We start from the raw sequence: 12,766 nt of genomic DNA on the forward strand, positions 1-12,766 counted from the left end.
TGGTGAAAGAGTTATTATATCTCCTTCTTTAGCTATTTCTTTTGCTATTATAACAACTTCTTCTAAGTCTTTTCCACTGTATATAGGTACTTCTATACCTTTTTCTTCTTTTAATTTATTAAAAGCATCTTCTATTTTTTGTTTAGTTGCACCAAATAGTACTATTGCTTTTATTTTTTCATATCCTTCATAAGCTAATGGTTCAAATGGAACATGTTTATCATATCCACCTGCTAAAAGTATAACAGGTTTATCAAAAGCTTTTAATCCTGCTAATGTTCTTGTTGGTGTTGAAGCTATAGAATCGTTGTAGTATTTTACCCCTTCAAATTCTCTTACAAATTCACATCTATGTTGAACTCCACCAAATGTTTCTGCAACATTTTTCATTGATTCTATTGATACTTCATCATATACAGCTAAGAATGCAGCTAAATAATTTTCAACATTATGCATTCCTTTTATTACTATATTTTCTTTTTTGCACACTTCTTTTCCATGAACATATAGTTTTCCGTCTTTATAGTATGCATCTTCCCCTTCAGTTTTCTTTGAACTGAATTTAACAACTTTTCCTTTAGCTTCTTTATCTAAATTTTTAGTTATTTCATTTTCATCATTTATTACTAAAAGATCATTTTCTCTTTGATATTTTAATATGTTCTTTTTAGCATCTATATATTCTTGCATATCTTTATGCATATCTAAGTGGTTTGGAGTTATATTTGTTACTATAGCTACATCTACTTCTGTATCCATAGTCATAAGTTGAAAACTTGATAATTCTAGAACAACTTTATCTTCTTTTTTTATTTCTTCTATGTTTGAGAATAAAGGTGTTCCTATATTTCCACCTGTCCAAGTTTTAAAGCCTTGTTCTGATAATAATTTGGATATTATTGTAGTAGTTGTTGTTTTTCCATCACTACCTGTAACTGCGTAAACTTTAGCTTTGCAATATTTTACAAATTCCTCCATCTCTGAAGTTATATATGCACCTTCATTTTTACATCTAACTAATGCTTCACTATCTATTCTCATAGATGGTGTTTTAAATACAACCTCAAAACCCGTTAATCTATCTAAATAACCTTTTCCAAGTTCTAAATTTACACCCATTTTTTCAAACTCTTTTGCAATTTCACCTAAGTCTTCTGCTGACTTCATATCAAAAGCTGTTACTTTTGCACCAAGTTTAACTAAAAACTTTATAAGTGGTATATTGCTTACCCCTATACCAACAACGGCTACATTTTTTTCTTTTATAAATTCTTTAAACTCATTAAAGTCTTTCTTCATTATTATGGCCTCCAAAATTTTCACCAATATTTTAATGGTTCATTATAAATTATATCCCATTTCTTTCTAATTATATCACTATGGAAATCCCCATTCCATATTATTATAGCTTATTCTCTAGCTTTCTATTTCGTTCTATTGCTAATTTTATAAAAATATTCATGTTATAATAATTATTAATCTATTTTTCTTTGTATTGTTTTAAAATTAATGTTGAAGTATAATTATTAATCAATAATTAATTTAGATTAAAAAAGGTATTAGGTAGAAACTAAAAATCCTTGTAAATAAATCAAATAGGAGGATTATTATGAACGAAATTATAGAGAGAGCAAAGAAAACTCATGAGCTTTCAAAAGATGAAATCATAGCTTTATTAAAGGATGATTCAATAAATGAAGAACTTTTTAATGCTGCTGATGAAGTCAGAAAAGAACGTCTTGGTGATGAAGTTCACTTAAGAGGTCTTATTGAATTCACGAATATATGTAAAAGAAATTGTATGTATTGTGGTCTTAGAAGAGATAATAAAAATCTTAATAGATATAGACTTACTCCAGAAGAAATTATGGATTTTGCAAATAAAGCTGTTGGTTATGGTTATAAAACTTTAGTCCTTCAAGGTGGAGAAGATGATTGGTTTACAGTTGAAAGATTAGTTCCAATAGTAAAGGAAATCAAAAAATTAGGAGTAGCTTTAACTTTAAGTATTGGTGAAAGACCTTATGAAGAATATAAAGCATTAAAAGAAGCTGGTGCTGATAGATTCTTATTAAGAATTGAAACTACTGATAAAGAATTATATGAAAAGTTAGATCCTGGTATGAGTCATGAGAATAGAATGGAATGTCTAAGAAACTTAAAGAAATTAGGATATGAGACTGGAAGTGGATGTCTTGTTGGACTTCCTGGACAAACAATTGAATCATTAGCTGATGATATTTTATTTTTTAAGGAACTTGATGTTGATATGAATGGTATAGGTCCATTTATTCCAAATGAAGATACTCCTCTTGCCAATGCAGAGGGTGGTCAATTTGAATTAGCATTAAAGGTCATGGCAATAGTTAGAATTCTTTTACCTGATATAAATATTCCTGCAACAACTGCCATGGAAACTCTAAATAAACAAGGAAGAGTTATTGCGCTTAAATGTGGAGCAAACGTAGTTATGCCTAATGTTACAGAGGGAGAATATAGAAAGCTTTATGCTTTATACCCAGGTAAAATTTGTACTGGAGATACTCCTGCTCATTGCAGAGGATGTATTTCTGGAAAAATTAGAGGTATAGGTAGAATTGTATCTGATGGACCTGGTTTTAGAGATAATGGTTTTGGTCCTAAAAATAAACTTAAATAAATATAATTTTTTATTTTCAAACAAAAATTTATATTTATAATTTTATCTTAATTAATATATAATAAAGGACTTTAGAATTATAAGTTTCAATTCTAAAGTCCTTTTAAATTTAGTATTTATTGTTTTAAAATATTAACTTCAATTTTTATAAAGCGTAATTTTTAATTAATTATTTTTACAAAACTCATCTATAGCTTCAGAAACTTTTTTACTATTTGCAACAGCTTCAACAACTGTTTTAGGACCACTTACTACATCTCCTGAAGCAAATACTCCATTCATTGTTGTTATTCCATTTTCATCTGTTTCAACTAATCCCCATTTATTAATTGAAAGCTCTTTACTTGTTGAAACTATATTATCTCTTGGTGCCTGACTTATAGCAACTATTATTGAATCACATTTAAATATATCTTCACTATCTTCAATACTTCTAAATGATGTTCTTCCATCTTCTGAAACAATTCTTTCAGTTTTTATGTACTTGATTCCATCTTCATATATTTCTAATGGTGCTTTATATAGTTCAAATTTAATCCCATCTTCTTTAGCCTCTTCTATCTCAACCTTTGTAGCTGGCATATCTTCAAAACTTTTTCTATATAAAACATAAGTATCAGCACCATTTCTCTTGGCAGTTCTAGCTGCATCCATAGCCACATTACCTGCTCCTATTATTACAACTTTTTCTCCTAAATTATATGATTTTGGTGCTTTTAAATAATCTATAGCGTAATGAACATTTCCTAATGTTTCTCCCTTAACATTTAAAGTCTTAGGATTCCATACACCAGTTGCTATGAATATTGCTTTATATCCATCATTTTTTAGCATGTCCAATGTTATTACTTTACCAACTAATGTGTTAGGTCTTATTTTTACATTTAATTTAAGTAATGCTTCTTCATATTTATCTATTATTTCTCTTGATAATCTAAAATCAGGAATACCATATCTTAAAACTCCACCTATTTTATCATTTTCCTCAAAAATAGTTACTTGATATCCTTTTTTAGCTAAAATAAATGCTGCAGTTATTCCTGCTGGGCCTCCTCCTATAATAGCTATCTTGTCTTCTAGAATTTCACTTTGAATAAGTTCTAAATTTTCTAAGTACTCAGTTGAAATCAATCTCTCTATTTCACTAAAATTTACTGGTGTTTCTTTTATTCCTCTTATACAATTTCCTTTGCATTGATTCTCATGAGGACAAACTATTGAACAAACAACAGATAATGGGTTGTTTTCAAATAATATATCTCCAGCTTCTTTAATTTTATCTTCTTTAAATAAACCTATTACTTCTGGAATAGGAGTGCTTATTGGACAATTAGCTTTACATCTTGGATTTTTACACATAAAGCATCTTAAAGCTTCTTCTTTTAAATTTTGCTCATTTAATGTCATATTTAATAACCCCCTAATTTCTTAATACTATATAAGAAATTTCTTCTTTGTTTTCATAATATATTATCTTATCAAAATAATTTAATAAAGTCACTTTCTATTTAAAACTTACATATTCACCTACTGGTAAGCACATAGCATCTTGACTATGACCTAAATTTTCAGTTTTTATTATAGGAATATTTCTATGTTCCACAAAACTTTTAACAAGTTCTATAATATTAGGTGAGTACTCTTTTTTTTGCATTTCAGTGAATTCACCTAAAATAATTCCTTTTATCTCATCAAAAACGCCTAAATTTTTATACTGAGTTAAATATGTAATCATCTTTGCTACATTACCACTAAAACTTTCTAAGAATAATATTTTATCCTTAAAACTTGGCATATATTTAGTTCCTGCAAGTTTTAAGAAACATCTTATATTTCCTCCAACAACTACTCCTTCTAGACTTTTTCCATTTATCCATTCATAAGTTATATTAAAAAGATCTTTTTTTCCATCAATAAATGTACCTTTGAAATTTTTTAATTGTTCTTCTTTATAATTTCCTGCTAAATTTCTTAATTGATAGTTATATGTAGGTATATTACACTGTGAATAAATTGCATTTAATAATACAGTTAAATCACTATATCCACAAAAAGCCTTGGGATTATTTTTTATAACCTCAAAATCTATGTAATCTAAAACCTCATTAGCTAAATCCCCACCTGAAACATCAAAAATCATCTTTACCTCTTCATTTAAGAATAATTTTTTTAAAGAATCCGCTCTCTCTTTTCCAGATCCACTAAAAAGATTATATTTTTTAGCATATAAAGTTTCAGCCTCTAAGCATTCTATTTCTATACTTTTTAAATTTTCTTTTACTATATTTAATATATCCTTATTTTTTCTACTAAGACCATTAGAACAAGCTATTATTCCTATACTATCTCCTTTTTTTAAAAAGCTATTCATAAAAAAACCTCCAAAAAAATGGACATATATCAAAATATAATAATAAGAGTTATTTTGATACATGCCCAAGTTAGTAAACATTTTATTTTTATAATATCAAACCATATTCTATATATTAGATATAAAGTTTTCAAAATATAAACTTTTATATTCTTAAATAAAAAAAATAAATAAAATATTACTTAGCTATACTTTCTTTTACTATCTCAAGAACAATCTTTGATAGTGTTCCTAAATCCTCAATTTTCATGTGTTCCTCTAAAGTATGAGGTTTTCTTTCTCCACTTGAAAGATTAACAGCTTTAATTCCATTGCAATTGAAAATATTTGTATCACTTCCACCACCTGAAGCCTTAGTTACTCCTTCTATTCCTAAGTTTTTGAAAGCTCTCTTAGCATGTAAAACTATATCATCATTATCTTCTATAACGAAAGCACCATACATTCTATTTACTTTAATATCAATTTCTCCTCCAAATTTTTCAGTAGAAGCTTTGAAAGTTTCAATCATATGCTTAGTTTGAGCGTCTAATTTCCAAGTTACTGTACTTCTAGCCTCAGCATCAATTATAACTTCAGGACAAACTACGTTATTTGCAACTCCTCCTGATATTTTTCCTATATTAGCAGTAGTATCTTCATCTACTCTTAAAAGTTTCATATTAGCTATGGCATCAGAAGCTATTTGTATAGCACTTATTCCATCTTCTGGTGAAACTCCTGCATGAGACGGTTTACCTTTTATAACAATCTTTAAAGTATCATGAGCAGGTCCAATTGTAGTTATAAATCCTGGATCTCCACTTGTATCAAAAAGGAAGGCTTTCTTAGCTTCTATTTTTGAATAATCTAAATTTTTAGCTCCCAAAAGGCCAGTTTCTTCAGCTATAGTAAATACTACTTCTAAATTAGCATGATCTATATTATTTTCTTTTATAACTCTCATAGCTTCAATAATTGCAGCTATTCCACCTTTATCATCTCCACCTAGTATAGTTGTTCCATCACTATATATAACGCCATCTTTTATTATTGGCTTTACTCCTTTACCAGGTTTAACAGTATCCATATGACATGCAAAAAGAATAGTTTCTCCTTCTACATTTCCTTTTAATCTGGCTATTAAATTTCCTGTATTTGAACCAACTTTTTCTCCACTATTATCAAATTCAACTTCAAATCCTGCTTCAAGTAAATCTTTTTCTAATCTCTTAGCAAAATTTCCTTCTTCATAAGTTTCACTATCTATTTGAATATAATCTAAAAAACTATCTAAAACTCTTTTTTCATTTATCATAATTTTATGCCTCCCTAAAAATGTAATAAACTTTATTAAATTATATCATAAATACAACTGTACCCATATTAAGAACATATTAATATTTCAAATTATAAACTTGTAAAAATAAAACCTATAGATAATGAATTTTTCACTACCTATAGGTTTATTGTTTAATAATTTTATTAGAATTCTAAGCTCTTTTCAATTATAGCTCTTACATATTCTATTTTAACTCTTTCTTGTTCCATATTATCTCTATTTCTTATAGTAACACATCCATCGTTCTCAGTTTCGAAGTCAACTGTTATACAGAATGGAGTACCTATTTCGTCTTGTCTTCTGTATCTCTTACCTATACTTCCAGTTTCATCAAAGTCTATATTGAAATGTTTGCTTAATTCAGCATAAACCTCATCAGCCTTCTCTGATAATTTCTTAGAAAGTGGTAATACAGCAGCTTTGAATGGTGCTAAAGCTGGATGTAAATGCATAACTGTTCTTACATCAACTTTTCCATTAGCAGCTTCCAATTCTTCTTCATCATAAGCTTCAACTAAGAATGCTAATGCAACCCTGTCAGCTCCTAATGATGGTTCTATAACATATGGTACGTATTTCTCGTTAGTTGTTGGGTCTAAGTAAGTCATGTCTTGACCTGAATGCTCAGCATGCTTATTTAAGTCATAGTCTGTTCTATCAGCTATTCCCCATAATTCTCCCCATCCAAATGGGAATAAATATTCTATATCTGAAGTAGCATTTGAGTAGAAGCTTAATTCTTCCTCTCCATGATCTCTCATTCTTATGTTATCTTTGTTTATTCCTAAATTTAATAGGAAGTTCCAACAACTTTCTTTCCAGAAATTGAACCATTCTAAGTCAGTTCCTGGCTTACAGAAGAATTCAAGTTCCATTTGTTCAAACTCTCTAGTTCTGAAAGTAAAGTTACCTGGAGTTATTTCATTTCTGAAAGATTTACCTATTTGACCTATTCCAAATGGCACTTTCTTTCTTGAAGTTCTTTGAACTGATTTAAAGTTTACAAATATACCTTGAGCTGTCTCTGGTCTTAAGTAAACTTCGTTCTTACTATCCTCAGTTATTCCTTGGAAAGTTTTGAACATTAAGTTGAATTTTCTTATATCAGTATAGTTTAATTTTCCACATTTAGGACAAACTATGTTGTTCTTAGTTATGTAGTCCATTAATTCTTCATTAGTCCATCCATCAGCTGTAGCTACTTCCGCTCCATTTTCAGTCATATGATCTTCAACTAATTTATCAGCTCTAAATCTAGCTTTACACTCTTTACAATCCATTAGAGGATCTGAGAATCCACCTACGTGACCTGAAGCTACCCAAACTTCTCTATTCATTAAGATAGCTGAATCTAATCCAACGTTATATTTGCTTTCTTGAACGAATTTCTTCCACCACGCTTTTTTAACATTGTTTTTGAATTCTACTCCAAGTGGGCCGTAATCCCATGAGTTTGCAAGTCCACCGTAGATTTCTGAACCTGGGAATATGAATCCTCTATTCTTACATAAGGCTACTATTTTATCCATAGTTTTTTCTACTGCCATTTCAATTACCTCCATTTATATTAAATAAATTATTTTTTATATTAAATTCTTCTCTAAAAAAAGAAGTTTAAACTCCTTAAAGAAATATTTCTAACAGAATTATCTGCTAGAAATACTCATGTAGATTAACAGAATAAGGGCTTTGTTATAAAATAAAAAAAGCTCTTTACATTCAAAGGGACGAAATTAAATTCCGCGGTTCCACCCTTTTTAGCAAAAGCTCATCTCTCTTAAAACAATTGTACTCAAAAGCTCCCTTCATTTTAATATCTTGATAACTTTCACCACCCGTTACCTCTCTAAAAAGAAAATTAAAACTACTCCTCTTCATCATAGTACATATTAAGTTATATTCTTAATTTTATCAAAACTAAATTATATGTCAATAAAAAAAGAATTTATAAACATATAAATTTTATATACTTATAAATTCTTTTTATCTATTTTTGAATAAAAAAATGGCTCCTCGGAGAGGACTCGAACCTCCAACCTATCGGTTAACAGCCGAGTGCTCCACCATTGAGCTACCGAGGAACATTTACAAATTTATTATATCATATTTAAAATAAAAAACAATAGTTTTTTTATTATTTTCCATAAAATTTTTTATATTTTTTCCACTCAGTATTCTAAGTAAATTTATGCATAAATATCTCTAAAAATATAATTAAATATTAACTACTATTTTTAAAATTTAGCTAATATAAAAAGATTTAATTTCTATATATTTTTTATAATAAAAATAAAAAAGAGTTTACTTAAAAGCAAACTCCTTTTATAAAAACTATTTTTGTGGTTTCATTGTTGGGAATAATATAACGTCTCTTATTGATGATGAATCAGTTAAGAACATTATCATTCTATCTATACCTATTCCTAATCCACCTGTTGGAGGCATACCAGTTTCTAAAGCACTCATGAATTCTTCATCTAACATGTATGCTTCATCATCTCCGTATTCTCTTTCCTTAGCTTGTTGTTCAAATCTTTCTCTTTGAACTATTGGATCGTTAAGCTCTGAGTATGCATTACATACTTCTCTACCATATACAAATCCTTCGAATCTCTCAGTAAACATTTCGTTTCCTCTCTTTTTCTTAGTAAGAGGTGAAATTTCTACTGGATAATCTACTAAGAAAGTAGGTTGGATTAAGTGCTCTTCACCATATTCTTCGAATAACATGTTTAGAACTTCCCCTTTAGTAACCTTATCTAATGGTTTAGGGAATTCTAAGTTTTTCTCTTTAGCAATAGCTTGAGCTTCTTCATCACTCTTAATTTCATTGAAATCTACTCCAGCAAACTCTTTAACAGCATCAACCATAGTGATTCTTCTCCATGGTGGTGTGAAGTCTATTTCAGTTCCTTCATAAGTAACCTTAGTTGATCCATTTACCTTTTCACAAACATATGCAATCATATTTTCCATGATTTCCATCATATCATTGTAATCAGCATATGCTTCGTATAACTCTATAGCTGTGAATTCTGGATTATGTCTTACTGAAACTCCTTCATTTCTGAAGTTTTTACCCATTTCATAAACTTTTTCAAATCCAGCTACTATTAATCTTTTTAGGTATAACTCAGTAGCAATTCTTAAATACATATCTATGTCTAAAGCATTGTGGTGAGTTATGAAAGGTCTAGCCGCAGCCCCACCAGCGATTGGTGAAAGTATTGGTGTATCAACCTCTAAGAATCCTCTGTTATCTAAGAATTCTCTTATAGCTTTTATTATTTGAGATCTTTTTATAAAAGTATCCTTAACTTCTGGGTTAGTTATGATATCTACTTCTCTTTGTCTATATCTTAAATCTGGATCTTTTAATCCATGCCATTTTTCTGGTAATGGTTTTAAAGATTTACATATTAATTCGAATGAAGTAACTTTAACTGAAACCTCACCCATTTTTGTTTTGAAAACTTCTCCAGTTGCAGCAACCCAATCACCTAAATCAAATGTTTTAAATGATTTTAAAGCTTCTTCTCCAACGTTATCGATTTTAACGAATAACTGTATTTTTCCATCTAAATCTGATAAATCAGCGAATACAACTTTACCTTGACCTCTTTTTGACATAAGTCTTCCAGCAATTTTAACTTCTTTACCTTCTAACTCTTCAAAATTATCCTTTACATCGGCAGAAGAATGAGTTTTTTCTACCTTGTATACATCAAATGGGTCCTTACCAGCTTCCTGTAATTCAGCAAGCTTTTGTCTTCTTAACATCTCTTGTTCACTTAATTGAGCTTCTGATTCGTGAATATTTATTTCCTCATTTGACATTTAAAAATCCCTCCATTTATGTTATCTATATTCTTATTCCAAGAACCTCGAACTTAGCAGTCCCTCCTGGTACTTCCACCTCTATTACATCTCCAACTTTCTTACCCATTAATCCTTCTCCAACTGGTGACTCATTTGATATTTTAAAGTTCATTGGATCTGCTTCTGCTGAACCAACTATTGTGTACTCAATTTCTTCATCAAAATCAAAGTCCATAACTTTAACTATTGATCCAACTGTAACACTATCAGTTGATATTTCTGATTCATCAACAACAACAGCATTCTTAAGCATGTTTTCTAATTGGATTATTCTTCCCTCTGTAAATGCTTGCTCATTTTTAGCTTCATCATATTCAGAGTTCTCACTTAAATCTCCATATCCTAAAGCAACCTTTATCTTTTCAGTTATCTCTTTTCTTTTTACTGTTTTAAGGTATTCTAATTCATCTTCTAATTTTTTAACACCTTCATATGTCATTATATGCTTCTTTGTGCTCATTTTCTTTCTCCCCTTTGAACATATTATTATAATATCATATTTAAACTTAACATGTTAATATACAGTTAATAAAAACTTTAAAATTATTAATGCCTGATTATTCAAATAATTATAATTCTTAAAAATTATTATGTCAAACTATATATAACTTAAGATAGAATTTGCTAAATAAAAAACATTATTTAAATTTCATTATCAACTGGATTTGTATAAATTAAACATCTAATATTATATTGATTATTTATTATATCCAGTAATAATATAATTTATGATAAATATTAAAAGTATTTTTACTTTAAATATTCTTTGTACTCTCTCAGTATTTCCATAACTTTATTAGGATCATTTTCAAGGTTCAATCTATTTTTTATTTCTGTACAGTTGTTTAATCCTTTTATATACCAAGCTGTATGTTTTCTCATCTCTCTAACAGCTTTATACTCTCCATCATATTTTAAAGCTAGATTATAATGTCTTATACACATATCTATTTTCTCACTTGGAGTTGGAATATGAGGTTCTTCCCCATTTAATTTTTGAGTAATCTGTTTGAATATCCATGGGTTACCCATGCTTCCTCTTGCAACCATGATTCCATCGCAATTTGTTTCATTTTTAAGTTTTAAAGCATCATCAGCATTAAACACATCACCATTCCCTATAACTGGAATATTTACAGATTCTTTTACCTGTTTAATTATATCCCAATTAGCCTTACCCTCATACATCTGAGCTCTTGTTCTACCATGTATTGCAACAGCATCTGCTCCTGCCTCTTCCATGATTTTTGCAAATTCAACTGCATTTATATTATTTTCATCAAATCCCATTCTAAACTTAACGGTTACAGGTTTTGTAGCAACTTTTTTAATGTTATTTATAACCTCATAAGCTAGTTTTGGATCCTTCATCAAAGCTGAACCTTCACCATTTTTAACAATTTTAGGTGCTGGACACCCCATATTTACATCTATTATACATATATCATCATTTGTATTAAAATGTTTTTCTGTTACATAAGCCATTATTTCTGGATCATTACCAAACATTTGGCATGATACAGGTTTTTCCTCATCTGCAATTCTCATTAATTCTTTTGTATTTTCACTTCCATAGTACAATGCCTTTGCACTAACCATCTCAGTACAAACAATTCCAGCTCCCATTTCTTTGCATAATCCTCTAAAAGATATATCTGTTACGCCAGCCATAGGTGCTAAAAAAACATTATTTTCTAAAACTATGTTTGATATTTTCATTAATTTCTACTCCTTGTTTTTCTCGTAAAGAACTTTAAGACCTTCTAAAGTTAATCTACGATCTACTTCATCAATTACATCCGTTTCGCTATAAACAAGTTTAGCTAACCCTCCTGTAGCTAATACAAATGGTTCTTTTTCTCCTAAATCCATCATTTCTTTCTTCATACGTTTTACTATATATTCAACTTTTCCAATATAACCATATATTATTCCAGCTTGCATGCTTGTAACTGTGTTTTTACAAATTAAACTCTTAGGTTTTTCAAGCTCTATTCTAGGTAGTTTAGCAGCTCTTTCAAATAAAGCATCTGCTGAAATTTGAATTCCAGGACATATATTTCCACCTAAATAATCTCCCTTTTCTGTAATAGCACAGAATGTTGTTGCCGTACCAAAATCAATTATTATCATAGGTTTCTTATGTTTATCAAAAGCTGCTACTGCGTTTACTATTCTATCTGCACCAACTTCTTTTGGATTATCATACTTTATATTAATTCCAGTTTTTATTCCAGGTCCTACAACTATCGGTTCCTTGCAGAAACACTTTCTAACCATATTCTCTAAAGAATGCATTATATTTGGTACTACTGAAGAAATAATTATTCCTTCTACATCCTCTGGATTTAACTTTGCTTGATTGAATAGTTGCATAACTTGTATTGAATACTCATCTGATGTTTTTTTAGAATCTGTAGATATTCTCCATGATGCTATGTATCTATTATTATCATGAACACCTAAAACTATATTCGTATTACCTACATCTATTAATAAAATCATGTGTTTTACACCACCTTAATATAATTAAAGA

General features: G+C 29.1%; 10 protein-coding genes, 1 tRNA gene and 1 other annotated feature. Of the genes, 1 reads left to right on the plus strand and 10 read right to left on the minus strand.

Annotation, left to right across the window (positions count from 1 at the left end; genetic code table 11):
* A partial coding sequence (gene murD / locus Q1K13_RS06135) for a UDP-N-acetylmuramoyl-L-alanine--D-glutamate ligase (protein WP_300348539.1) occupies positions 1-1,299 on the minus strand: 1,299 nt, incomplete at its 3' end.
* 310 nt (positions 1,300-1,609) lie between these two features.
* Here murD and hydE point away from each other — a divergent pair.
* On the plus strand, positions 1,610-2,659 hold the full coding sequence (gene hydE / locus Q1K13_RS06140; RefSeq protein WP_300348540.1) for a [FeFe] hydrogenase H-cluster radical SAM maturase HydE: 1,050 nt from the start codon (positions 1,610-1,612) through the stop codon (positions 2,657-2,659).
* 165 nt (positions 2,660-2,824) lie between these two features.
* Here the strand turns inward: hydE and Q1K13_RS06145 are convergent, their stop codons facing one another.
* The 9 genes from Q1K13_RS06145 to Q1K13_RS06185 all read right to left on the minus strand — a co-directional run bounded on the left by Q1K13_RS06145 (position 2,825) and on the right by Q1K13_RS06185 (position 12,735).
* Positions 2,825-4,066 carry an NAD(P)-dependent oxidoreductase gene (locus Q1K13_RS06145; RefSeq protein ID WP_300348541.1) on the minus strand — a complete coding sequence of 414 codons (1,242 nt, stop codon included), beginning with the start codon at positions 4,064-4,066 and terminating at the stop codon, positions 2,825-2,827.
* A gap of 97 nt (positions 4,067-4,163) precedes the next feature.
* Complete coding sequence (locus Q1K13_RS06150; protein WP_300348543.1) at positions 4,164-5,030, minus strand: S66 family peptidase; 867 nt, start codon at positions 5,028-5,030, stop codon at positions 4,164-4,166.
* Between the two features lie 178 nt (positions 5,031-5,208).
* Positions 5,209-6,327: a M20/M25/M40 family metallo-hydrolase gene (locus tag Q1K13_RS06155; protein ID WP_300348544.1), complete on the minus strand. Its 1,119-nt coding sequence runs from the start codon at positions 6,325-6,327 to the stop codon at positions 5,209-5,211.
* Positions 6,328-6,494: 167 nt separating this feature from the next.
* Positions 6,495-7,898 carry a glycine--tRNA ligase gene (locus Q1K13_RS06160; RefSeq protein ID WP_300348545.1) on the minus strand — a complete coding sequence of 468 codons (1,404 nt, stop codon included), beginning with the start codon at positions 7,896-7,898 and terminating at the stop codon, positions 6,495-6,497.
* Between the two features lie 173 nt (positions 7,899-8,071).
* Positions 8,072-8,241 (minus strand) — a binding site (T-box leader).
* A 116-nt stretch (positions 8,242-8,357) separates the two neighbouring features.
* Positions 8,358-8,432, minus strand: a tRNA-Asn gene (locus tag Q1K13_RS06165).
* A gap of 250 nt (positions 8,433-8,682) precedes the next feature.
* Positions 8,683-10,188: a lysine--tRNA ligase gene (gene lysS, locus Q1K13_RS06170; RefSeq protein WP_300348547.1), complete on the minus strand. Its 1,506-nt coding sequence runs from the start codon at positions 10,186-10,188 to the stop codon at positions 8,683-8,685.
* Between the two features lie 25 nt (positions 10,189-10,213).
* Positions 10,214-10,690 carry a transcription elongation factor GreA gene (greA, locus tag Q1K13_RS06175; RefSeq protein ID WP_300348548.1) on the minus strand — a complete coding sequence of 159 codons (477 nt, stop codon included), beginning with the start codon at positions 10,688-10,690 and terminating at the stop codon, positions 10,214-10,216.
* A gap of 290 nt (positions 10,691-10,980) precedes the next feature.
* The gene (gene dusB, locus Q1K13_RS06180) at positions 10,981-11,949 is read right to left on the minus strand and encodes a tRNA dihydrouridine synthase DusB (protein ID WP_300348549.1); all 969 of its coding nucleotides are present in this window, start codon (positions 11,947-11,949) and stop codon (positions 10,981-10,983) included.
* 6 nt (positions 11,950-11,955) lie between these two features.
* Complete coding sequence (locus Q1K13_RS06185; protein ID WP_300348551.1) at positions 11,956-12,735, minus strand: type III pantothenate kinase; 780 nt, start codon at positions 12,733-12,735, stop codon at positions 11,956-11,958.
* Positions 12,736-12,766: the final 31 nt, after the last annotated feature.

The organism is Clostridium sp., from assembly GCF_029267215.1.
In the GTDB taxonomy this organism is placed as follows: Bacteria; Bacillota; Clostridia; order Clostridiales; family Clostridiaceae; genus Sarcina.